General features: G+C 45.0%; 23 protein-coding genes. 12 read left to right on the top strand and 11 right to left on the bottom strand.

Annotated features, from left to right (window positions below):
- Both R8O11_RS03525 and putP read left to right on the top strand, forming a co-directional pair.
- Positions 1-708: a 1-pyrroline-5-carboxylate dehydrogenase gene (locus tag R8O11_RS03525; RefSeq protein WP_006740880.1), complete on the top strand. Its 708-nt coding sequence runs from the start codon at positions 1-3 to the stop codon at positions 706-708.
- A gap of 136 nt (positions 709-844) precedes the next feature.
- A complete protein-coding gene (gene putP, locus R8O11_RS03520) occupies positions 845-2,338 on the top strand; it encodes a sodium/proline symporter PutP (RefSeq protein ID WP_005374582.1) in 1,494 nt (497 codons plus the stop codon).
- Between the two features lie 124 nt (positions 2,339-2,462).
- On the opposite strand, the gene R8O11_RS03515 is transcribed toward putP, so the two are convergent.
- Positions 2,463-2,996, bottom strand: coding sequence for a GNAT family N-acetyltransferase (locus tag R8O11_RS03515; RefSeq protein WP_042522265.1), 534 nt, complete (start codon positions 2,994-2,996; stop codon positions 2,463-2,465).
- A 148-nt stretch (positions 2,997-3,144) separates the two neighbouring features.
- Between R8O11_RS03515 and R8O11_RS03510 the strand changes: the two genes are divergently transcribed.
- A complete protein-coding gene (locus tag R8O11_RS03510) occupies positions 3,145-3,384 on the top strand; it encodes an RNA recognition motif domain-containing protein (protein WP_005374587.1) in 240 nt (79 codons plus the stop codon).
- Positions 3,385-3,475: 91 nt separating this feature from the next.
- Here the strand turns inward: R8O11_RS03510 and R8O11_RS03505 are convergent, their stop codons facing one another.
- Together R8O11_RS03505 and R8O11_RS03500 are read right to left on the bottom strand one after the other, a co-directional pair.
- Positions 3,476-3,910: a hypothetical protein gene (locus R8O11_RS03505; RefSeq protein WP_017820067.1), complete on the bottom strand. Its 435-nt coding sequence runs from the start codon at positions 3,908-3,910 to the stop codon at positions 3,476-3,478.
- Positions 3,911-3,928: 18 nt separating this feature from the next.
- Entirely contained in the window at positions 3,929-4,462 is a 534-nt protein-coding gene (locus tag R8O11_RS03500; RefSeq protein WP_085569453.1) for a GNAT family N-acetyltransferase, read from the bottom strand.
- Between the two features lie 358 nt (positions 4,463-4,820).
- Between R8O11_RS03500 and R8O11_RS03495 the strand changes: the two genes are divergently transcribed.
- Together R8O11_RS03495 and R8O11_RS03490 are read left to right on the top strand one after the other, a co-directional pair.
- Entirely contained in the window at positions 4,821-5,069 is a 249-nt protein-coding gene (locus R8O11_RS03495) for a hypothetical protein (RefSeq protein ID WP_005374593.1), read from the top strand.
- 292 nt (positions 5,070-5,361) lie between these two features.
- Positions 5,362-5,838, top strand: coding sequence for an Lrp/AsnC family transcriptional regulator (locus tag R8O11_RS03490; protein WP_005374595.1), 477 nt, complete (start codon positions 5,362-5,364; stop codon positions 5,836-5,838).
- 102 nt (positions 5,839-5,940) lie between these two features.
- Here the strand turns inward: R8O11_RS03490 and R8O11_RS03485 are convergent, their stop codons facing one another.
- Together R8O11_RS03485 and R8O11_RS03480 are read right to left on the bottom strand one after the other, a co-directional pair.
- Positions 5,941-6,648, bottom strand: coding sequence for a DUF445 domain-containing protein (locus R8O11_RS03485; protein WP_005383549.1), 708 nt, complete (start codon positions 6,646-6,648; stop codon positions 5,941-5,943).
- A 591-nt stretch (positions 6,649-7,239) separates the two neighbouring features.
- A complete protein-coding gene (locus R8O11_RS03480) occupies positions 7,240-9,090 on the bottom strand; it encodes an ABC transporter ATP-binding protein (RefSeq protein WP_005374597.1) in 1,851 nt (616 codons plus the stop codon).
- Between the two features lie 404 nt (positions 9,091-9,494).
- On the opposite strand from R8O11_RS03480, the gene R8O11_RS03475 reads away from it, so the two are divergent.
- Positions 9,495-10,496: an arginine deiminase-related protein gene (locus R8O11_RS03475; protein ID WP_033906610.1), complete on the top strand. Its 1,002-nt coding sequence runs from the start codon at positions 9,495-9,497 to the stop codon at positions 10,494-10,496.
- A gap of 265 nt (positions 10,497-10,761) precedes the next feature.
- Entirely contained in the window at positions 10,762-12,000 is a 1,239-nt protein-coding gene (locus tag R8O11_RS03470; RefSeq protein WP_033906611.1) for a DEAD/DEAH box helicase, read from the top strand.
- Between the two features lie 66 nt (positions 12,001-12,066).
- On the opposite strand, the gene R8O11_RS03465 is transcribed toward R8O11_RS03470, so the two are convergent.
- The gene (locus R8O11_RS03465) at positions 12,067-12,759 is read right to left on the bottom strand and encodes an MOSC domain-containing protein (protein WP_033906612.1); all 693 of its coding nucleotides are present in this window, start codon (positions 12,757-12,759) and stop codon (positions 12,067-12,069) included.
- Between the two features lie 111 nt (positions 12,760-12,870).
- On the opposite strand from R8O11_RS03465, the gene R8O11_RS03460 reads away from it, so the two are divergent.
- The gene (locus tag R8O11_RS03460; protein WP_318193942.1) at positions 12,871-13,686 is read left to right on the top strand and encodes a helix-turn-helix transcriptional regulator; all 816 of its coding nucleotides are present in this window, start codon (positions 12,871-12,873) and stop codon (positions 13,684-13,686) included.
- Between the two features lie 88 nt (positions 13,687-13,774).
- Positions 13,775-14,767, top strand: a complete 993-nt coding sequence (locus R8O11_RS03455) for a zinc-dependent alcohol dehydrogenase family protein (protein WP_042522260.1) — start codon at positions 13,775-13,777, stop codon at positions 14,765-14,767.
- 73 nt (positions 14,768-14,840) lie between these two features.
- Here R8O11_RS03455 and R8O11_RS03450 read toward each other — a convergent pair whose 3' ends face one another.
- The 3 genes from R8O11_RS03450 to R8O11_RS03440 form a co-directional block, all read right to left on the bottom strand.
- Entirely contained in the window at positions 14,841-15,536 is a 696-nt protein-coding gene (locus tag R8O11_RS03450) for a VC0807 family protein (RefSeq protein ID WP_005383527.1), read from the bottom strand.
- Positions 15,537-15,702: 166 nt separating this feature from the next.
- Complete coding sequence (locus R8O11_RS03445) at positions 15,703-16,233, bottom strand: sigma-70 family RNA polymerase sigma factor (RefSeq protein ID WP_318193941.1); 531 nt, start codon at positions 16,231-16,233, stop codon at positions 15,703-15,705.
- Positions 16,234-16,353: 120 nt separating this feature from the next.
- A complete protein-coding gene (locus R8O11_RS03440; protein WP_053350144.1) occupies positions 16,354-17,040 on the bottom strand; it encodes a DJ-1/PfpI family protein in 687 nt (228 codons plus the stop codon).
- A gap of 126 nt (positions 17,041-17,166) precedes the next feature.
- Between R8O11_RS03440 and R8O11_RS03435 the strand changes: the two genes are divergently transcribed.
- A complete protein-coding gene (locus tag R8O11_RS03435; protein ID WP_017820076.1) occupies positions 17,167-18,123 on the top strand; it encodes a LysR family transcriptional regulator in 957 nt (318 codons plus the stop codon).
- A gap of 127 nt (positions 18,124-18,250) precedes the next feature.
- A complete protein-coding gene (locus R8O11_RS03430; RefSeq protein ID WP_031778865.1) occupies positions 18,251-18,790 on the top strand; it encodes a CAP domain-containing protein in 540 nt (179 codons plus the stop codon).
- 79 nt (positions 18,791-18,869) lie between these two features.
- On the opposite strand, the gene R8O11_RS03425 is transcribed toward R8O11_RS03430, so the two are convergent.
- Positions 18,870-19,289 carry a VOC family protein gene (locus tag R8O11_RS03425; RefSeq protein WP_005374615.1) on the bottom strand — a complete coding sequence of 140 codons (420 nt, stop codon included), beginning with the start codon at positions 19,287-19,289 and terminating at the stop codon, positions 18,870-18,872.
- 229 nt (positions 19,290-19,518) lie between these two features.
- Between R8O11_RS03425 and R8O11_RS03420 the strand changes: the two genes are divergently transcribed.
- Positions 19,519-20,088: a hypothetical protein gene (locus R8O11_RS03420; protein ID WP_033906616.1), complete on the top strand. Its 570-nt coding sequence runs from the start codon at positions 19,519-19,521 to the stop codon at positions 20,086-20,088.
- Between the two features lie 245 nt (positions 20,089-20,333).
- Here the strand turns inward: R8O11_RS03420 and ahpF are convergent, their stop codons facing one another.
- A complete protein-coding gene (gene ahpF, locus R8O11_RS03415) occupies positions 20,334-21,902 on the bottom strand; it encodes an alkyl hydroperoxide reductase subunit F (RefSeq protein ID WP_015313693.1) in 1,569 nt (522 codons plus the stop codon).
- Positions 21,903-22,057 lie beyond the last annotated feature (155 nt).

Raw genomic sequence — 22,057 nt, 5'->3', positions numbered from 1 at the left:
ATGGTTCATCAGATCACCTATTTTAAAGATGCATTCTCTGCGTGGGAGCAGTGGAATCTGACTGATTTTGATTACAAATGCGAGCATGTTCTGGCATTTAAATCTGCACTAGAAGGGCAGCAGTCTACCGTTGCCAAAGTGGTTTCTTACCACTTGCAACAAGCATCAACTCTTCTTGCAGAAACTCACCAGTTAGTTGGCCCTACAGGGGAAACTAACGAACTGTATGCCGCAGGACGCGGTGTGGCTTTGGTGATTTGTGAAAACAACATCGAGCCTGCTGATAATGCGTTATACAGTGCTTTTGCGATGATCACCTGTGCCTTAATTGCAGGCAACAGTGTGGTCGTTTGCAGTGACAATGCAGAGCTAAACCAACTGGTTAAGCAAGCTGTAGCGTTGGCAAACTTCCCATCTAACTTAGTCCAGGTTGTTGCGTACGATGCGTCTGCCCCGTTGCTTGAGAGCGATGTACGTAGTGTGGGTTATGTTGGGCGTTCACAGGTTGAGCATGCGCTCAATCTTCAACTAGCTAAGCGTGACGGTGCAATCGTCGGCTTAGTTTCTGAAACGGATTTAGAGTCACCGAAATTGGCTCATGATCCTCATCTCTCGTTGCGCTTCATTACTGAGCGCACTCGAACGATAAATATTACCGCGGTGGGTGGTAACGCAACTCTACTCGAGTTGGGGAACGAAACTCACTAACCTGACTTGTAATGCCAATCTGGAGTAACTGGACTGAGAGCCGGTCCAGATTGGTTTGTTATACTCTGATGTATTGCTGAGACGGTAAAATATCAGGGCAGGCAAGGAAGGAAATAATTATAACGAGGACTATCTAATGATAGAAAATAGCTTTGCTATCACGTCCACTTTTGTGGCGTATTTACTGATTATGGTTGCTATTGGCGTTTACGCGTATAAGAGGACTTCCAATTCATCTGACTACTTCCTAGGTGGCCGTAGCCTAGGTCCGTGGCCTGCTGCATTATCTGCAGGTGCTTCAGACATGAGTGGTTGGTTGCTGCTAGGCTTGCCTGGCTATGCGTACGCTGCGGGTATCGAGGCCTTCTGGTTAGCCGGCGGTCTACTTCTTGGTACATGGGCAAACTGGCTCATCAGTGCAAAACGCCTTCGTACCTACAGTATCCAAACTGACGCGCTAACGTTGCCAGAGTTCCTGTCACGTCGCTTCAACGATAAGTCGAAACTGATTCAGACAATCTCTGCGTTTTTCATTCTTCTATTTTTCCTTTTCTACACCAGCTCAGGTTTGGTCGCAGGGGGCAAACTGTTTGAGACGGTATTCGGTCTAGATTACACCTACGCTGTTATCATCGGTACGGTGTGTGTCGTTTCTTACACACTATTCGGTGGTTTCCTAGCGGTATCTTGGACTGACTTAGTGCAAGGTCTGCTAATGGCGGCTGCGCTAATGATTGTTCCTATAGCGGTAATGGACGGTGGTTTAGGCCAGCTAAGTTCTGATCTACATGACATCAACCCAGAACTTGCAACGCTATGGAATGACGCGAAAGGCGAACCATTGTCTGCGATTGCCATTATCTCTCTAGCGGCGTGGGGCCTTGGTTACTTTGGTCAGCCACACATCCTAGCGCGTTTTAAAGCGTCTCGTTCAAACAAAGATCTAACAACTGCACGTCGTATCGCAGTGATTTGGACGGCACTATCTATGGTTGGTGCAATGCTTGTTGGTCTTGTTGGTCTGGTTTGGGTTACGGGTCATCCGGGTACTCAACTAGAAGACGGCGAGAAGATCTTCATGCTATTGGTTAACGCAGTATTCCACCCTGTCGTTGCGGGTATGTTGTTAGCAGCAATCCTAGCGGCGGTAATGAGTACCGCTGACTCACAGCTCCTTGTTTCATCTTCAGCGCTTGCAGAAGATTTCTACAAGCAAGTATTCAAGCCAGAAGCGTCTTCTGAAGAAATCGTAATGATTGGTCGTATCGGTGTTATCGTTATTTCGCTTGTTGCGCTATTCCTAGCGATGACGCCTGATAGCTCAGTACTTGGTCTTGTATCTTACGCTTGGGCTGGTTTTGGTGCGGCATTTGGTCCTGCGGTTGTACTTAGCCTTTACTGGAGCGGTATGAACCGTAACGGCGCGTTAGCAGGTATTCTTGTTGGTGGTATCACTATCGTGGTTTGGAAGCAGCTAACTGGCGGTTGGTTTGATGTGTACGAAATCGTACCGGGCATCATCTTCTCTACGCTTGCTATCATTGTGGTAAGTAAAGCAACGGGCGGTGCTGCGCAAGACGTGTTAGACCAACACCAGTCGTTCGAGAAAAAACTGGTTGAACTAGACTAGTAACTTCCCGTATATGAACACAAAGCCCGCTATTTTAGCGGGCTTTGTTTTATCTGAAACTTAATTAACGTTAATGGTGGTAGCTTGAGATCAGAGCTTAGCATTGCTCGGTTAGATTGGAGTGTTAGTCGCGACGAATTTTGGCGTAAATAACGGTGTTACTCAGCTCTCCCGATGTGGTAAGACGTTCGTTTCTGAGCTCTCCTTCGAACTCATAACCACAGCGCTCGGCTACAGCCCGGCTCTTTTGGTTGGTGCTATCAGCATGAATTGCGATTCTCTTGGCGCCCAAGTCATCAAACGCATAGCGCTCAACTTCGAGCACAGCCTCGGCAACATAACCATTGCCAACGGCAGCATTATCTAACCAATAACCTATCTCAAAGGATGGTACGTCGGGATCTCGAATCATCAGGCCGACCGCACCCAGTAAGCGATCGCTTTCCTTTTCAATCATGTAGTAACGCAGCTCTTCTTCGAAGTTTTCAAAGTTTGCGATGGCTTTCTCTGTCCCTTCTATCATCGCTTCTAATGTCAGCACATGAGGCACCCACGGCAGATAGACTTCGAGAGTTTTTTGGCTACGAACGACAGCTTGATGCGCCTCTTCGGCTCGTTCTAAACAAGCAGGGATGAGTTTGAGACGTTTCGTTTCCATGCCGACTCTCCTATGGGTGAAAAATGAACGGAAAATCATTTAAACAGATGTACTTAGAATGATCTAGTCAACGCCGTCATATTATTCACTTGGTTTGCCAGAGAGAAACTGAGAGAATCGAACCGTTATCAAACCAACTAGGTTCATTATGAAACTTTTAGTAAGAAACTTGGCTCGTCACATGACCGAGCAAGATATCCGCAAATTATTCTCAGCGTACGGCAAAGTAGAACTGTGTTCGCTAGTGCTTGATCAAGACACGGGTTTGTCGAAAGGCTTCGGTTTTGTCATCATGCCGGACGAAGCAGAAGCCATTTCTGCTCTTGAAGCACTGAATTTGACGAACGTAGAAAAAAGCAAAATTCGCGTGAAAGTCGCACAAGACTAATACAGAGAAAAGCCAGCGTTATTGCTGGCTTTTTTGTCTTTCTATTTAGAGACCAAATTGGCAACATTCTAGAATGTCTTCTCTTTTCGTTTTAGCGAGATTGATCATCAATTCTCTCTTCAAGTTGTTTCATTAAATCCTTTAACTGTAGAGAATCGAAATTGTCTGAATTCGGCACTTGGTAAGCGTCGTTGACTGTGTAGAGCATCAAACTTTTGCTAGAGAAGAACTCTTTCTGTATTTGGACTTTGACAATGTCATCAAGAGGTAGACGGAAGTAAACCGTTGAGCCCTGGCGGTACTTCAAGGTGTTGGTGCTTGCATCGATATCTAGCGTTTTAGGATTGAACGCGCGGCGCGTGAAGTACGTTGAGAGCAGTTTCAATCCTATTATTGTGAGTGCTACGAGTCCAAACTCGACGATCTTGTCTGCTAGGTAGGAAAAATAGAACAGCGACAACAATACAGTTCCTAGCAAGAAAGGGTTGTTCTTGGGCAGATTTTGTGAAGTCTCATGGATGATCATCCGACATATTCCTCGACTTTATTCAGAAGCGACGAACGTGAGTTGGTAGACACAAACCTTTCGTTCTTTGCCTTGCATGCGCAATGTTTTGTCACCGATGTAAGGGATATTTAGTTTTTGGATCACCGATTTAGAACGCTGATTGTCCACCAAATGCATCACGGTTATTCCGTTTAACTCAAAGTGCATTCGAGCAAATTCGAGTAAGGCTTTGGAGGCCTCGAATGCATAGCCTTTCCCCCAATGTGGCACGCCAACCCAGTAGCCTAATGTACCGTAGCCCTCTTCGATACGCGGTAAACTCACTGCACCAAGTAACTCCCCAGTGTTTCGCAAGGTAATAGCGTACGCCACGCCTTGATGCTGCTGATACATCGGATCGTGCCTATCTATCCATGCTTGCGCCATCGGTCGCTCATAAGGATGAGGGATGTTTGCTGTCATGTCGGCAATTCGCTTATCTCCAGCGAGTAAAGCCACTTGTTGGCAGTCATCGATATTGAATGGCCGGAGGACGAGTCTTTCGGTAGTGAGAATCGGTTGTATCGTCATGCATTTCTTCCTTGATGAGACGGCTATAGCTGCTAGCAACTGGTTTGCGGGGTAAATCGAGATAACAAGGCGTCTCGAAAGCTCGATCTAGCCAGGCGTGTAGTTGTCATGCGCCTTACTAAATAATAAGCCCGAACAATTGCTTATGTGTAATGTGTCGTATTATTACACACATAAGCACGTTTGCTCATATTGATGGTACAAAAGTTGAGGTCTGACCAATGTCTCAGTTTTTTGATACTTTCGTTCAATTTTTTGAAGATAGGGCACAAAAAATTAAAGGAGCTTTTTAATTGTGGAATTATTTTGAACAAAATATGTCAATTGTCAGTAGGACGAAAAAGTAGGGAGAAGAGAAATGCCGGATATATATTGCGCAGCTTGTAGAAAATCAACGCAACATAAAGTGATTATGAAGCGTTGCGAGCCTCAGTCTGTTGACTCGTTAACAGGCAAAATGGTGAGTTTTACACAGCTGATGGCGAAATTTGTATCAGGTGAACATTATTACGAGATGGAGCCTCAATACTACTGCCGTTGTTGTAATCATCGTGCAATTGGAGAGGTTGTTCCACATCCTACACGGCATACATCGGCCGCACTCTAATTCTGAGTGATAGCCATGATTAATGGCTAAATAGGGCAGTGTTGCCCGAACGACATATCTATACAGGCGTGTCATGCGCTTTCAAATTTGCGACTCCGCGGGAGCCGCTAGGTTGCTTTTTCTCTTCATATCACGGTTACTAAGTGAGCGGCAATAATCATAGCTCTTTCCCTCCTTCGTTGTTTTCTGGTTATTCTCTGCTGAATTTCACATGCTGTGCATTTGATGGTTTGCAATTGTTTGAGCAACGATTAATGTGATGCTTTCTAAGTGGTTACAAGGAAGTGGGTTAATGAGTTATCAATTGGACCGGATTGATTTACATATTTTGAGAGTGCTTCATTCGAGAGGCAGAATTCCAGTTGTAGAACTAGCAAAGCTGATTAACTTAACGACTTCTCCATGTTCTGATCGTGTAAAGCGGCTAGAAAAAGAAGGGTATATCAATGGTTATCATGCGGAGTTGAATGCGGAAAAGTTGGGGCTGGATGTGCAAGTATTCATCCATATTCGTTTAGACCAAACCAGTTTTTCTATTTTTGAAAAGTTTGCGAAAGCGGTGGAATTGATGCCTGAAATTGAAGAGTGCTACTCGCTCTCTGGAGATTTCGATACCATGATAAAAGTTCGTGTTAAGAGCATGAAAGCGTATCAGGAGTTTATGTCGAGCAAGTTAGGCACGCTTCCGGGCGTGATTCAAACTCGTAGTGAAGTGGTCATAGAAGAACATAAAACGGGATTTGGTGTTAATCCCGAGCTCCTTGGTTAGGCGAGGTATGTGTTGAGTCTCCTTATTGAGCGTGACTTGGCGTATTATTTTTTCAAGATAAAAAAAGGAGCCGAAGCTCCTTTTTAATAAATCGGTGAGCGATTATGCCCCGATAAAGGTGCTGATAACGCCAATTAAACCACCAAAAACACCGCCCCAAACGACTAGCCAGCCAAGGTGTTGTTTAATCATCTTTTGCACCATTTCTTTAACTAATGCCGGTGTTAATTCGCTTAAACGTTGATCGATGATACCTTCAATGTTCTGCTTTATCTCATCCATCATTGCAGGAGATTCGAATTGCTCTTTCAGTGCTTCTTTGATGTTATCGCTCTTGCTCAACTCAATGATGGATTCTTGCATCTTTTCGACGAAAGGTTGGCGCATGGGTTGTAGCGCTTCCGAGCCGCCAAACATCGCTAGCATGCCACCAAACTGAGAGCCTTCAATTACTTCCACTAGGGAATCAAATGCTGGATTTAAATCTACTTTCTCAATTACTGGTTGAAGATCGATGTTCACACCGCCCGCCATTTCTTTATTCAAGAATCGGTCAATGTTCGCTTCAGTAAAAAACTGTTCCATCATCAGGTTTTTGATAGCCAGTTTAAACTCTTCAAATCGCGCGGGGATCACGCCAGAACCGTATAATCCAGGCACTTTCTCAAACAGCATATGGATGGCAAGCCAGTTGGTGATGGCGCCTGAGAACGCAAACAGCCCTGCATACCAAAGATAGTCGTTTTGTAATTGATGACCTCCAGCCATCAAAGCGATAGCGAGGACATTCGTTAGCAAACTTTTGTTCATAGTGACCAGTTATATATGAATATCGGAAAGAATAAGTGGGCCTGATTCTATACCTAAGTCACATTAAGATGCTAGGTTTTGCCGTGATGAGTAGTCTTGTAGCGAAGGGAAAAAAATGAATGCTCGGAAAAACAAAACCCGACAATCATTGTCGGGCCACTGCTTTTTCTTAGAAAAACTAAGATTCTATTTTTAATTTTAGATGCGGTAGATCTTACAACAAAGTTGGCATTTCCATCTTTCTGAGTAGCCGAATAGCTTGTCAGCCCAACTTGGTTTGAGTTGTACGATCTGCATTGAACCACATTTACACATAAGCTAATTACCTTATTGTTAATATAATAACTAAGCCATCTATTGAGTATAGCTGTTTCTCAAAAAGTGAAATGACAAATGAAGACGGCTCAATACTCTGTATTGTGTTCATTGCAATGGATACGCAACGAGGCGGTATATTAGCAGAAAAAGTGTGAGCTTTATCATGGAGAGTGTTTCATATATGAGAAACCACAATGGCTATATGAGCATCTAGCCATGGATTAAAATAAAAAACGGCGCTTAAAGCGCCGTTTTTATTGAGCTTATCACTCGTTAAGAAGCGTGTTGATTGTCTAGTTCTTCAGCGATAAATCCGCCAGTTTGATGCGCCCAAAGCTGGGCGTAAATGCCGTTATTCGCAATGAGTTCTTGATGAGAACCTTGTTCAACGATGCTGCCTTTATCTAGCACGATGAGGCGATCCATTTGTGCGATGGTCGATAATCGGTGAGCGATAGCAATAACCGTTTTCCCTTGCATTAATTCATTCAAGCTTTCCTGAATCGCCGCTTCGACTTCTGAATCCAGAGCCGATGTTGCTTCATCCAATACCAGCAATGGTGCGTCTTTGAGTAGCACACGAGATATTGCGATACGCTGACGTTGGCCGCCAGACAGTTTCACACCACGTTCACCAACTTGCGCATCGTATCCGACATTACCAAATGGGTCGGTCAGAGTTTCGATAAACTCATGGGCATGCGCTTGCTTAGTGGCTTTCAGCAAATCTTCTTCTGTCGCATCTGGATTGCCATACAAAATATTGTCACGAATTGAACGGTGTAGCAGAGAAGTATCTTGGGTCACCATACCGATCTTTGAACGCAAAGAGTCTTGTGTGACTTCTGAGATGTTCTGTCCATCGATCTTAATGCTGCCGTCTTCGACATCGTGGAAACGAAGTAACAAGTTCACCAAAGTCGATTTTCCGGCGCCGGAGCGCCCAACCAAGCCTACTTTCTCTCCTGGTTTGATGTTGAGATCGAGATGGCTAATTACGCCTTTGTTCTCACCGTAATGGAAGCTGACGTTATCAAAGTGAATGCCTCCTTCAGTGACAACCAAGTCTTTTGCACCTGGTTTATCTTTAATATCAATAGGCTTAGAGAGTGTTTTCATTCCATCGACAACGGTTCCCATGTTTTCAAAGAGGGCGCCAACTTCCCACATTATCCACATCGACATACCATTTACGCGTAATGCAAGACTAACAGCAATCGCAATCGCGCCAACGCTAATGGCACTATCCAACCACAGGTAAATAGATAAAGCAGCAACGGAAAAGACCAAAATATAGTTTGAGATCTCTACAGCGACGTCGAAGCCGGTCACTAGGCGCATTTGACGATAGACCGTATTCAAAAATCCTTTCATGCCTTGCTCGGCATATTGGGTTTCGCGCTGGCTATGAGAAAACAGTTTGACGGTTTGAATATTGGTATAACTGTCGACGATGCGCCCTGTCATTGTCGAACGTGCATCGGCCTGTGCTGAAGCGACGTCTTTGAGCTTAGGGACAAAATAGATTTGGATAGCGATGTAAGCGAGTAGCCAGACAATCATTGGGATCATCAAACGCCAGTCTGCCGTCGCTAACATAATGATCATGCTGGTGAAGTAAACCGTAACGTAAACAAACACATCCATAGCTTTCATCACGGTTTCGCGCACAGCTAATGAGGTTTGCATGACTTTCGTTGCGACTCGGCCTGCAAAATCATCTTGATAGAAGTTCAAGCTTTGATTGAGCAAATACCGGTGTGCAAGCCAGCGGATAGACATTGGGTAGTTGCCCAATAACGTTTGATGAACGAGCAACGAGTACAAGATCACCAATATAGGCATGACAACCAGCAATAAGGCTCCGTAGAAAATCAAATCCGATTTGTTGTCTTGTAAGAACGTTTCTGGATTGCTGGTAGACAACCAATCAACCAATTGTCCCATGGCGCCAAACAACATTACCTCAACAACAGCCACAATTGTGGCCATCAAAGACATGATGATCAAAGGCTTTTCATAACCACGAGTGTAATAACGCAGAAAAGCGAACATCCCTGAAGGAGGCTGATCCGGTGTAGATTTGGGAAACGGCTCTGTAAAGCCTTCAAATCGTTTAAACATAACTCATCCTAAAGTTAAAACAGTGCCATTTGGGGTGGCTAAATCCATCGATTCACGCTGCTTTGGACGAAACCGCGTGTATGAGAGTTTTTTGCCTGCTCCTCGATAAAGCAGACCGATTGACGAGAGGGGCGAAAAAATAGTCTAACCGATTGTGTCTTAAATGTAACTAGTTGGTTATGAGTGTGATTGTCTATGGTTCTGATTCTTATGATGAATTCTTATCATGTTCATCGTGGTGCCATAAAAGCTTAAACCTGCAAAGTGACAATAAAATTTAAGGAAAAATGAACTTAATGCAGCAAAAATTACTTTTGGGCAATTAAATTAATTGTCAAAACAGCAAAACTGAAGTTAACAATAAATTTACAATCTCCTCATTCTAGTGATAAGGAATGTATTGGATGCTATTACACGAATCAGTGACCCAATTTGCTAATGGGAAAGAAGAAAGCACGCAAAGTGCTCAGCGCCAAACCGCAAACTGCGTAGTGATGGTGCCACCGAAAGAGTTTCGTTTTAATGAAGAAACCGCACAAGATAATGAGTTCCAACATAAAGTGTCACTCAGCCAAGAAGAAGTCTCACGTCGAGTAATGGCCGAGTTCGCGAGTATGGTTGCAACGCTGCGTCAAGAGGGCGTTCAAGTTGTTGAGTTTGATTATCCAACTTCAGATGTTGCAACGCCAGACGCGGTATTTCCAAACAATTGGTTTAGCACTACGCCAGATGGCACGTTGTACACCTTTCCAATGGCCTGTGAAAACCGTCAAAAAGAAGTACGTCCCGATGCACTTGTGGCAGCACTAGCGCAAGCAGGGCGAGAAGTTCATCGACGCAGCAGTCTAACTGAATATCTTGACGAGCAAGCGTATTTAGAAAGCACGGGTGTGATGGTGTTTGACCACCTAAATAAAACGGTCTACGCCGCACTCTCACAACGTTGTGATCGTCTGGTTTTAGAAGATTACGCCGATCGTATTGGCTATGAACGAGTGATTTCTTTCCAAACTCGTTTGCCGTCTGGTGCGCCGATTTATCACACCAATGTGATGATGGCGGTTGGCGAACAGTTTTGCGTGATTTGTGACGAAGTGATCCCAGAATTTGAGCGTCGTTTTGTAATGAAGTCACTCGCCAAAGACAAGCAAGTCATCTCAATTTCGCTTGATCAGATGAACCAGTTCTGCGGTAACATTCTGCAACTAGAAACGATCAACGGCGACAAGGTGATTGCGATGTCGCAATCGGCGTACGATGCATTCTCACCTGCACAAAGAAAGCAATTGGCAACGCACGGTAAATTGCTGCCATTCGACGTTTCTACCATAGAATCTATTGGTGGTGGTTCGGTTCGTTGCATGTTGGGTGAAGTGTTCTTACCGAATCGTAAAGCTGTGCTTTAATAAACTGCACATTTCTTTTCAGCCGCAGTGAAAGGCTGACGAAGCGTTCTCTTCAAGGGTTTTTAGCCGTTAGCTCTGTGGCAGTACAGACTAACGGCTTTATTGCGCTTTTTTGTTTTCTGACGATTTGCGTAGGCGACGCTTGGTTTAAGCGCCTAAAATAGGATGGTTCACCTAGCAGATTGTGGTAAAGTCCGCGCCTGCGTTTTACCGCATCTTCATTATTTTTATTGCTTCTTCAACCCAAAGTACAAGGTTTTCGTTAATGCCATTTTCTACTCTCTCATTGAGTTCTGAGCTGATTCACGCACTGCCAAAAGACTTCAAGAAACCGACCGATATTCAAGCGTTGGCCATTCCTGAGCTGTTGGCTGGTCAAGATCTATTGGCTTTGGCAAATACAGGCAGCGGCAAAACCCTTGCTTATGGTTTGCCTTTGTTGGAAAAGCTGGGTGTCAATCCAGAGCAAAAAGCGCTGATTCTTGTGCCAACTCGTGAGCTGGCAATGCAAGTGAGTGAAGCAATTAACCAAGTTGGTCAAGTTCTTGAACTCAACGCAGTGTGTTTGTGTGGCGGCGTTGATAAAGAGCAACAACAGCAGGCGCTAGCGACAAATCCTCATATCCTTGTCGCGACGACAGGTCGTTTGGTTGATCTGGCAAAAGACGGTTTAGACTTAAGCAATATCCACTACCTAGTGCTGGATGAGGCGGATCGTTTGTTGGATATGGGCTTTTGGCCTGACGTGCAAAATATTGCGGGGCTGATTTCAAACCAGCGTCAAACGGCAATGTTCTCGGCTACGTTTTCAGATGAGTTAAAGGGCAAAGCGAAGCTACTCATGCAGGCACCAAAGCAAGTCTCAGCGCATCAAGAAAACAGCACAAATCAAGACATCGTTGAAACGTTGTATTTGATCAATAAAGGCAGCAAAACCAAGGCGTTGATTGAACTTATCAAACAGAATGCTTGGACGCAGGCATTAGTCTTTATTGGTGCGAAAGAGAACGCCGATGGCTTAGCGAAGAAGCTGAATAAAGCGGGCATCTCAACCAATGCGCTGCATGGCAATAAGAGTCAAGATGAGCGAGAAGAAGCACTGGCGCAGTTTAAATCTGGGCAAATTCAGGTGTTGATTGCCACCGATCTACTAGCGCGCGGCATTCACATTGAGCAATTGCCTGTAGTGATCAACTTTGAACTGCCAATGCATGCAGAAACTTACGTTCACCGAGTAGGACGTACCGCTCGCGCAGGCGAACAAGGTGTGGCGGTGTCATTGGTTTGTCATGGTGAAATGGACGCACTAAACGCGATTCGTCACCTGACTCAACGTGCATTGCTAGTGCAAGATCTGGTTGGTTTTCCAGTAACGGATAAGCCATCAACTGGCGAGAGCAAACGCGCGCCACGCGATAAAAAAGCCAACCGCCGAACTCATGCTAAGAAGAGCATTAAGCAGTTCCAAGGTAAGTCGAAACGCCCAGCCCCGAGTGCGAAGTAAACCAAAAAAACACGCTCTGGCGGCATAGTCGGTTCAGAGCGTGGCTTAAAATTTTACTTTGGGGTGTTAACTCACAGTTGGGCCAACCAAGCGCATTTCCCAATCTTCAACTTCGCCGGTTTCTAGGCGGCGCTCGACTAACTTGCCCCAAGACTCGACTAACGGCAGTTCAGACAGCTTAGTGAGTTCTTCTCTATCTAAACAGCCAGTGAAAACCGCACCCATGATGCGAGCCAATGGCCATTCTGGATAAGGTCTTTCGCACAGAATAATCTCGTCACCTGCACCGATATCGCCTTCTTCCAACACTCGGAAATACCAGCCTGTTCGAAGCGTATCTTGCAGTCTTCTCGCCATGTCGTGTTGGTCAAAACGTACGTTAAGTTTCCAACAAGGCATGCGACCTTGCGACACTTCCAGTAGTGTTGAGCCGATGCGAATTTTATCTTTCAAGCAAATCGTGGATTCGGTGACGCCTTCGGAGCTGATGTTTTCGCCAAAGCCGCCGGCGGATTGGAAAATTGGTCTTTCGCCTAATTCTTGTTGCCAGATTGGGTAGTGTTCGCTTGGGTAAATATGAAGCGCTTTTTGAATGCCACCATGAAAGCGCGGATCACCTTGCTCATCACTGATAAAACCAAGCTCTGTTGCATGCTGGCGCTCAGGCAGCACTTGTTTGTTGATTGCGCTTTGCGCTCCATGAGCATAAGGGACGGTTTTCCCTGCTAGCACAGCTTTTACGACGCCGATTTTCTTCATATAACCTCCTTATTATTTGAATGAGAGATAAAGTGTTTATCTTCATTCGCGATGCGGAGCATGATAGCCTAGTAAACTTGTGTCGGTGTAGGGATGAAAAGACAACTAACAATGCTAACTCGCCAAATTGATTCGAAGTCAGGCGTCGTCACCTCCAATGAGATGATGGCCGCGAATCCCCATTCTCCTGTTTTAGTGAAAACCATCGACATGCCAAAAGGTTACATTGATGCGCTGCATCAACACACTTGGCATCAAATCATCTTTCCTATCAAAGGGTTATTGCAAACACAAACGGAGCATTATCAGCACTTGGTTCCACACACCTCTGCGTTATTTGTTCCTGCGGGTGTTCAACACGAGTCGATTGCTCTAAGCAATACGATATTTGTTGGCATTTACCTCAACCCTGAGTTTGGTGCGACGTACGAGCCACAAGTGAGAACCATTGCTTTAACGTCGTTTTTAAATGAGCTTTTACAAGAGATCCGCAGACTGTGTGAAGGTGAGACAAGCCACGAAGAAGTGCTGCATTTGCTGGCGGTGTTGCATGATCAAATTTTGAAAAGCAACGTGCAGACATTTCAGTTATTGCTACCACAAGACAGACGACTAAAACTGATTTTCGAGCAGTTGACCGACGAGCCCGCGTTGAGCTGTTCGCTAAAAGACTGGGGAGAGAAAATTGGGGCGTCTGAGCGCACTTTATCACGGTTGTTCGCCAAGGAATTCAATACTTCATTTCTGCTTTGGCGGCAACAAATTCGGCTAATTTACTCGCTTTCTTTGTTAGATGAATCGTTGCCAATCCAAGCCATTGCAGACCTAGTGGGTTATCAAAACGACTCATCCTACATCAAAGCATTTAAAGCCTATTTTGATATGACGCCACAACAGTTTAGAGTGAACGGCGCATCGCGCAGGTAGAAATACAGAGTTTCGACTTCACTTAATGCTTTTGAGTAGAAGTTACGAAACTTCCTTTTTGAATTTCAATTACATGGTATGAATAACAATGGCACCAACGATAAATACTCGAGTGAATCAATTCTGTTTTGGTCAACCCAAAACGTCGCTGTCGTTGGAAAAAGAGCCCCTCAAACCGCTTGCTCAGGGCAAGGTTCGGGTGAGACTCGAAGCTACAAACATTAACCCAAGTGACTTGCTTTCCATTCATGGTGTTGGGCAATACCGCCGCGTTCACGTACCACCTCGCGTGCCGGGATTTGAAGCGGTTGGGCGTGTGGTGGAAGTCAGTGCAGTCGGTCAAACTGACCTTCAAGTTGGGCAAAAAGTGTTGGTGGCGATGAGTGGTACTTGGCAATACTACATAGATGCTTCGCCTGAGAATCTTTTTCCGCTACCTGAGAGTTTGGAGAACGGCTATGCCTGCCAGTTGTACATCAACGCGCTAACCGCGTGGGTGATCACCACTAAAGTGGCGAAGTTGAACAAAGGCGATGTGGTGATCATCAATGCAGCAGGGTCAGCGATCGGTAAGATATTTGCCCAGCTCGCCCATTCACTGGGTTTTGCACTGATTGCTGTGACCTCAAAGCGAGACGAGTATCCGTACGGTACCATTCCAGTGTTGGACGCGAAGAAAAACTTACAAGTTCAGCTGCAAACGCGCCAACTGCCACAACCAACGGTCGCTCTGGACGCGATAGGTGGTGAGGCTGGCACGGATCTCATTCGTACCTTGAAAGAAAACGGCCAATACATCAACTACGGAACATTGTCGTTAACGCCTTATACGCCTGAGTTTTTTGAATCGATGAAGGCCAACAACATCGACTTTAGTACATTCTTTTTGCGGTATTGGGAAGAATCGGTAGGCAAAGGCGGGAGAAAGACGGTGTTTGCTGAAATGTTAGAACACTTTATTAGCAGCGACATAAAGTTAAACGTTGCATATGATCTGCCGTTAGAGGACTTTCAAACAGCGATTGAAATGGTTGAGCGACGCTCGTCAGCAGTGTCAGGAAAAATCATTTTGACGCTGTGAATTACAGTGAGCCTGTTGAGAAAAGGGAGGATAAAATCCTCCCTTTTTTATGGGTTTACTTGTAATGATTGGGCTATTTTAGATGGAAGATTTGCTCTGTTTCGAGCGATGTCATCGCACGTACTTGACGCCAAATGTAATAAAAAATACCGAACATCATCAACATACTTGGGATGGCAATCATTGGGTAACTGTACAGCGTCATTTTTCCTAACTCTTCGTTAAAGGCAGCAGTACCAGAAGGGCTAGTCACAATCCAAGTCGCAAGGAAGTAGTTCATTGCAGATGAGAACGCAAAAGTACTTGCAAACAGGTAGTTAGAAGACATAAGGCAACGTTCGAACGCATCGGTTTTACCATTTTCTTTTAAACGTTGGTTAATCAACGCGAGGTTCAACACAGTGTCATTCAGTACTAACTTCTGCATCAGCGGGTAGCGGGTAAACGTTGAACCCAAAACCGCTAAACCGATCAGGCCAGGAATCAGGGCTTCTTTTAGTGCTAACCAGCGTGTATCAAGCTCTAACAAGCCGATGCCACCAGTTAGTAGAACACTGATAAAGCCCAGAGCAGAAATAAAGTTAAATTTCTTGTTACGGACAAGGTCCATACCGCCATAAATGATAGGAAATAGCAAAGCGACAACCAGCGCCATTGCTGTCCCTAGATGCTCATCGCCACTAAACTTCATCAAAATGAAGGAAGGGATAAATACGTTGAAAAGGATTTCAAATAAGGGATTCGGCTTTTTCGCCGTCGTGTTACTCATAATGTTTTACTGACTCTACTCTATGTCGGCTGTTATTGTACTTTGACAAGAAGTGTTCATCTAGTCGCGCTTGATGTAAAGCGTTAAAGCGTCGAGTTGTGTAACGACTTATGAAATAGACCGGAGCATAGCCAGTTAGTTTACATGATTGACTACTTTTTGTGTCTTAATGACTCTCCTTCTGTGCGATGATCTGATTACGCGCTCTGAATAATCGAGTCGCCACTGTGTTGTGGTTGAGCCTCAAGGCTTGGGCAATTTCATCAAGATTCAACCCAGCCACTAAGCTCAAGAGCAACGGCTCTCGGTATTTGGGTTCGAGAATCATCATTTGTTTTTGAAGCCAATCTTGGGCCATGTCGTAGTCACTGCCAGGGTAGGTTTTTGTCTGTATTGCACACTCATCAATGTCGACAAAATCGTACTGTTTTCTATCAAAGCGCCGAGCATTCTCACGACGCAAAATAGTAATGAGCCAAGACTTCGCGGCGTTGGGGTCATTTAATTTATCAAAGAATCGCCACGCTCTCAGAAAGGTTTCTTGCGCTAAATCTTGAGCAAGGTGGTGATCTTTGCATAACCAATACGCGAGACGGTAGATCTCTTGGTATCGATCTTTCGTCAGTGCTTCGTAACGTTTATGTTTTTCCATAGCATTAAGATAAAAAGTTTGGAGAGCACGTTGTGTCTGCCAGATGAACGACAACCCTTTTTATCGCTTTTACAGTGATAAAAAGGGTTGTTCGATTAGGAAGACAAATTCGAAGAGTTAACCTTCCAAATATCGAAGGGTGACTCTGATTTCTTTCTTACACGCTTAAAATGGTTGGTTGGAAAAGCGTGAGTACTGGATGGCATCTGCGACTTCCTGAGCTTTAGACTCTGAAGTCATAAGGTGAAGTAGCTTAAGAGCAGCTTGATAGCTAACTAGGCTACCGTTCGAAGTGATAACGCCATCATCAATGACAAAATTCTGGTCGACTTGTACTTTGACTGCTGGGTAATCTCTTTGAAAGCCGTTTTCACCTCCGGCCCAAGTTGTTGCTTTTTTGCCGTTTAAAAGGCCAGCTTCGGCTAACAAATACGCGCCAGAGCAATTACTTGCCATCCAATCTGCCGCCTTTGAGGTAGTTCTAATAAAGTGAATGAGATCTTTATTTTCGATTAGTGCATCCATGTCATAGCTGGATGTTAAAACCAATACGTCGAGTTCCGGCAGATCACCAATCCAAGCATCCACACCAATTTTTAATCCTTCTTCAGTGGTGATGGTTTTCTGATCTGAGACGGAAATGGTGAGCACGTCATAATCACTAAACCAAGTGAGACGACTTGCGACGCCAAAGACCTCTAAAGGCGCAGTAACATCAGAGGTCAGTACGCCATCGTAAACCAGAATACCAATTCGTTTATCTGCGGCATGTGCTGTTTGAAGCACCCCAAAGAATAGGACTAGTGTCGCTATCAATAGTTGTAGTGCATTCTTCAATCCGTTTTTACCCATGGTTTTTTCCTCGCTAACAGAGCATCAAGTTATTGAGGTTCATTATATTTAGGCTAATTAGTGATTGAAGAGCCACTTGGTCTTTACTAAAGTGAATAAAATTCATGAATAGAGTTCATTGGTTATATGGATAAGATACGGTCCCTACGATTTTTTATTGCCACTTTAGATGGCGGTAGTTTTGCTGCGGCTGCCAAAGTGTATGGCACTGACCCTTCGACCGTGAGTAAAGCCATACATCGTCTTGAAAGCGATTTGGGTATACAGCTTTTTCAACGTTCTACGCGACAGAGCCGCCTGACAGAAGCTGGTCGTAGGTACGCAAATACTGCTAGGTTTGTACTGGAGGAGCTGGCGGCATGTGAGGATTCATTAAAAAGTCACAATGATGCGCTTTCAGGGCAGCTTAAGATTAATGTGCCAGTCTCGTACGGTCGCCTCTATATTCGTCCTTTATTAAAAGAGTTTTGTCGCCGCTACCCTAACATCACTATCGATATTCATTACGATGACGCCTACGTTGATATTATTGAGCAAGGTATTGATGTGTCGATTCGCTCTGGTGTCGTTCACGATAGTCAATTGATTGTGCGTCAGCTCAGCCCTATCGATTTTATCATTTGTGCCAGTCAGGATTACTTAGCGCGCCATGGTGTTCCGAGTGGCCCGGATGTATTCAATGACCATTCTTGGGTTCGTTTTCGTTTTAAACAAACGGGGAAACTGTTGCCGATTCGGATGCCAGAACCAGACGGTGCGAGTGAATATGACCCCGAAAGAAACTACATTGTAAATGACGGTGAATCCATGGCAGAGCTTTGCGCAGAAGGCTTAGGATTAACTCAGATCCCTCATTTTATCGCAAGAGACTGGCTTAAAGCGGGGCGTTTAGTGCCGATATTTCCGAGCATGCGCCAAGCAGGAAATGGCGTGTATCTTCTCTATGCCAACCGGGAATATGTGCCTGCCCGAGTGAGGGTGTTCATCGATTTTATCACTCAAGCAATACAGGATATGGATGAAACGCCATTCCATACTTGGGCTGAAACGTTGCCGATTTATCGACCGAACCAAGGCGATTGAAAACTTCATGTGAGTCTTTGGTTAAAAAAACCTAAGCTATATGGTGCTTTTATTGGTTTTTGTTAGTTTATTGGGCGTTATTATCGAAAAGCGCAGTTTGCTCTTCGTCACTCATAAAGGAAAGACAATGCCAACTAAGATCTTAGTGCCTGCTTTGGCCCTACTTCTCAGCGCATGTGGCGGCGATGGGGAGTCGTCAGCCCCAGCAGAAAGCGGCTCACAAAACACAGGTTCCACATCGTCACAAGGCACATTTGCCGAGCAGATGCTTGCAGCGGTCAACAGCGCCCGCTCTACTACACAACAGTGTGGCGCAACCACCATGCCACCTGTTGGGGCCCTGACTTGGAGCTACGATTTGGAAAGCGCCGCTTATCGACATTCAAGCGATATGGCGAACAGCGATTTCATGAGCCACACAGGCTCTGATAGCAGCAAAATGTCAGATCGAGTTAACGCAACGGGCTATGCTTGGAGCGCCATTGGTGAGAATGTCGCAGTAGGGCAAAGCAGCATTAACGCCGTCGTTAATGCTTGGTTATCGAGTGAAGGCCACTGCCTTAATATCATGAGTGCGGATTTTGATCAGATGGGCGCGTCGCTTGTCGAAAATCACTCTGCACGCTACGGGTATTACTGGACTCAGGTTTTTGCCAAACAGCGCTAATGCGATAAAGAAGCCCGATAGATAAAAAATAAAACGCCAGCAGTCACTATCTGCTGGCGTTTTATTATTTACATCTCTTTTAGCTTGTCAGGTTACGAAGTTTTGGGTCATCCGCCAGGTATTCAACAAATTCAATCTCAAAACCGGCAGGGTCAACAAAATACACATTCTTGCGGTATGGTTCATCAGCACCAGGTTGGGCAATCGGATAACCTGCATCGGTTAGTCTTTTGATGATTGCATCGACGTTGTTGGTCACATAAGCAAAATGCGCTAGCCCAACTTGGTGCCCGCTCAACTCGCGGTTTTCTCCTTCGCCATGGTCACTCATGGCTATGTATTGATACTCGTCGCCAAAATGTAGCCAGTTTCTTGGCTTGCCACTCCATTCGCCTTTACCTTCATCACGCACGTACCAATGTGGAAATGCAGTTTGGTAAAACTTCAGCATTTCAGGGATATCTTTCACGACTAAGTTAATATGTTCTAGTTGGATCATGATGTGCTCCTTTTTGTCATTTTCTAGCCAACGATGAATATGCTAAAACCTCAAGTAAAGTTGAGGTAAAGGGCTTTTTTGATTTTATTTGTAGACGCCATGTATAAAGGTCAGGCCGCTGACACTGAAGAGTTGGCTCACACAGAAATCATTGAAACCTTGTGCAAGATTGGAAAGATGTTACATGATGGGGACTTCCAGTTAACCGTTTGATTTAAGTAAGCAAAAGATGAAGGTTTTTACACTTAATCATGATGTTGAGAATTTCCCTTTTTTACAAGAAACTCAACTAGAGATTTCTATACAATACTCGGATGGCGATTTGCGGGAGTTATGTGGTGAGCGTGTCGCTGATACTTGGATGATTATTGATTTGGAGTGGGTGAGTGATAACCACATGCTTACAACAAAACCTGATTTTGCAATCTGGCGTGCAGGCGAGTTTGCTTGTTCTGAGTCCGCATATAATCAAATAAACGAAGCTCTTGATTCCAGTTGTGAGTTTTTGCCATTACGCGTCGCTGGCGAGCGTTGGTATGCTATAAACATATTCAAAACTTGCGATGCCATTGATAAGGATCGCACTGTGTTAAATGTAAGAGCTAATGGTAAGCCAAGTCGTGTAAAGCGGTTTAAAAAATTAGTGTTGAGTAGTAAATCAATCAAATCCGGAGGCTTGTTCAGGATTGAAAATAACGGAAGCGGTGTTTACTGCAATGATGAATTAGGTGGTTTGTATGAAATTTACCATCGTTGTCAGCTAAAAGGTCTGATATTTGAAGCAGTAGAAACGAGTTAAAGCCCGCAATGTTTCACCCTAAGTGTATTTCGGCAGCTTTATTTTACTCTGTTATTTCTAGCAATAATTTGTTTTCCCCCCCAAAAAACCAAAAAAGCCAGCATTTAGTACCTGCTGGCAAAGTCTTTGGGCTTCTAGGTTTTTTGATTTTATTTCTTGTTACTCATCGCTGTCACGGTGCCCCGATTGGTTTTCAGGGGAAGAAAACACTGCACCGTGCGCTTTGTGTTCAAGAAATTTGGAGATTAACCTTGCTTACGGATTAGGTAGTCAAACGCGCCTAAGCTTGCTTTTGCACCTTCACCCATCGCAATGATGATCTGTTTGTAAGGAACCGTCGTTGCGTCACCCGCTGCGAAGACACCTTCCAGGCTGGTTTCACCACGGCTACCAACTTCAATTTCGCCGCGCTCAGAAAGCGCTACTTCTGAATCTTTTAACCATTCTGTGTTTGGTACTAGACCGATTTGGACAAAGATACCTGACAGTTCAATCTCTTTGATTTCATCTGTGTTACGGTCTTTGTACTTCAAGCTTGTTACGCGAGTACCGTCGCCCACTACTTCTGTGGTTTGCGCCATCGTGATGATGTCGATGTTTGGTAGAGAGTTCGCTTTGTCGATAAGCACTTGGTCTGCGCGAAGTACGTCTGCAAATTCAAGAACGGTTACGTGCTCAACAATACCTGCTAGGTCGATAGCCGCTTCGATGCCTGAGTTACCACCACCGATAACCGCAGTTTTCTTGCCTTTGAATAGCGGGCCGTCACAGTGTGGGCAGTACGCGACGCCTTTGTTGCGGTACTCTTGCTCACCCGGAACGTTCATTTCACGCCAGCGAGCTCCAGGGCTTAGGATGACACTCTTACTTTTCAGCGTTGCGCCGCTTTCAAGTTGGATATGAATCAAGCCATCATCTGTGTGTGCTGCGCCCATCAGTTTTTGCGCTTGTTGCTCAGTCACGACGTCTACGTCGTATTCTTTTAGGTGCTCTGCTAGGTCAGTCGCCAGTTTTGGACCTTCAGTACGTTTTACCGAGATAAAGTTCTCGATTGCCATGGTGTCCATCACCTGACCACCGAAGCGTTTAGCGACAACACCAGTGCGAATACCTTTACGCGCTGCGTATAGTGCTGCTGCACTACCACCAGGGCCACCGCCGACAACTAGCACGTCGTATGGGTCTTTTTCGTTCAGTGCTTTGGCGGCTTTCTCGCTCGCACCGTCATCCACTTTGTTTAGGATTTCAGTCAGAGACATACGGCCTTGACCGAATAGCTCTCCGTTTACGAATACGCTTGGTACTGCCATGATGTCACGTTGTTTCACTTCATCTTGGAAGAGTGCACCGTCGATCATGGTTGCTTTCACTTTCGGGTTGATCGCCGCCATCATGTTGAACGCTTGAACCACGTCTGGACAGTTTTGGCACGACAGTGAAATGAACACTTCAACTTCCAACTCTTTATCTAGCGCTGCGATTTGTTCAATCACTTCCGGCTCTAGTTTGATTGGGTGACCACCAGAGTGCAGCAATGCCAATACCAGAGAGGTAAATTCGTGACCCATTGGTAAGCCAGCAAAGCGAAGTGCTGTGCCTTTTACTGGATTGGTCACCGTCATCACTGGTTTACGTGCGCTTGCGTTGTCGTCACGTTCAACGGTGATAAAGTCGCTCATCTCTGCGATTTGGTTCGCCAGAGACAGAATGTCATTCGATGCTTTGCTTTCATCTAGACTAACCACTAGACGAACGTCTTCTTTTACATTAGCCAGATATTGTTTGAGTTGTTGTTGGATCGCTTGGTCTAACATAGTTGTTGTTACCTTAAATAAACAAAAGAGTGGTTACTCTGGATAAAATCAGTAGGGAGAGAGCAAACCAGGCAGAAGGTCGTCAAGGTATCTAACCTGGAATGCTCTCTAAGTTAAGCGTCAATTAGCATGTCAAATTGAGCTTAAATTCAGTG

The sequence above is a fragment of the Vibrio sp. 1288 genome, assembly GCF_033344475.1.
This window is presented reverse-complemented; position numbering and strand designations above follow the sequence as displayed.

Excerpts from the sequence above, each read along its gene's own strand:
- R8O11_RS03440 (WP_053350144.1), bottom strand. The coding sequence starts at position 17,040 with ATGGGTAAAAACGGATTGAAGAATGCACTACAACTATTGATAGCGACA.
- R8O11_RS03425 (WP_005374615.1), bottom strand. The coding sequence starts at position 19,289 with ATGATCCAACTAGAACATATTAACTTAGTCGTGAAAGATATCCCTGAA.
- R8O11_RS03435 (WP_017820076.1), top strand. The coding sequence starts at position 17,167 with ATGGATAAGATACGGTCCCTACGATTTTTTATTGCCACTTTAGATGGC.
- putP (WP_005374582.1), top strand. The coding sequence starts at position 845 with ATGATAGAAAATAGCTTTGCTATCACGTCCACTTTTGTGGCGTATTTA.
- R8O11_RS03455 (WP_042522260.1), top strand. The coding sequence starts at position 13,775 with ATGGCACCAACGATAAATACTCGAGTGAATCAATTCTGTTTTGGTCAA.
- R8O11_RS03420 (WP_033906616.1), top strand. The coding sequence starts at position 19,519 with ATGAAGGTTTTTACACTTAATCATGATGTTGAGAATTTCCCTTTTTTA.
- R8O11_RS03485 (WP_005383549.1), bottom strand. The coding sequence starts at position 6,648 with ATGAACAAAAGTTTGCTAACGAATGTCCTCGCTATCGCTTTGATGGCT.
- R8O11_RS03490 (WP_005374595.1), top strand. The coding sequence starts at position 5,362 with ATGAGTTATCAATTGGACCGGATTGATTTACATATTTTGAGAGTGCTT.
- R8O11_RS03430 (WP_031778865.1), top strand. The coding sequence starts at position 18,251 with ATGCCAACTAAGATCTTAGTGCCTGCTTTGGCCCTACTTCTCAGCGCA.
- R8O11_RS03500 (WP_085569453.1), bottom strand. The coding sequence starts at position 4,462 with ATGACGATACAACCGATTCTCACTACCGAAAGACTCGTCCTCCGGCCA.
- R8O11_RS03510 (WP_005374587.1), top strand. The coding sequence starts at position 3,145 with ATGAAACTTTTAGTAAGAAACTTGGCTCGTCACATGACCGAGCAAGAT.
- ahpF (WP_015313693.1), bottom strand. The coding sequence starts at position 21,902 with ATGTTAGACCAAGCGATCCAACAACAACTCAAACAATATCTGGCTAAT.
- R8O11_RS03470 (WP_033906611.1), top strand. The coding sequence starts at position 10,762 with ATGCCATTTTCTACTCTCTCATTGAGTTCTGAGCTGATTCACGCACTG.
- R8O11_RS03525 (WP_006740880.1), top strand. The coding sequence starts at position 1 with ATGGTTCATCAGATCACCTATTTTAAAGATGCATTCTCTGCGTGGGAG.
- R8O11_RS03480 (WP_005374597.1), bottom strand. The coding sequence starts at position 9,090 with ATGTTTAAACGATTTGAAGGCTTTACAGAGCCGTTTCCCAAATCTACA.
- R8O11_RS03505 (WP_017820067.1), bottom strand. The coding sequence starts at position 3,910 with ATGATCATCCATGAGACTTCACAAAATCTGCCCAAGAACAACCCTTTC.
- R8O11_RS03495 (WP_005374593.1), top strand. The coding sequence starts at position 4,821 with ATGCCGGATATATATTGCGCAGCTTGTAGAAAATCAACGCAACATAAA.
- R8O11_RS03515 (WP_042522265.1), bottom strand. The coding sequence starts at position 2,996 with ATGGAAACGAAACGTCTCAAACTCATCCCTGCTTGTTTAGAACGAGCC.
- R8O11_RS03460 (WP_318193942.1), top strand. The coding sequence starts at position 12,871 with ATGCTAACTCGCCAAATTGATTCGAAGTCAGGCGTCGTCACCTCCAAT.
- R8O11_RS03450 (WP_005383527.1), bottom strand. The coding sequence starts at position 15,536 with ATGAGTAACACGACGGCGAAAAAGCCGAATCCCTTATTTGAAATCCTT.
- R8O11_RS03465 (WP_033906612.1), bottom strand. The coding sequence starts at position 12,759 with ATGAAGAAAATCGGCGTCGTAAAAGCTGTGCTAGCAGGGAAAACCGTC.
- R8O11_RS03475 (WP_033906610.1), top strand. The coding sequence starts at position 9,495 with ATGCTATTACACGAATCAGTGACCCAATTTGCTAATGGGAAAGAAGAA.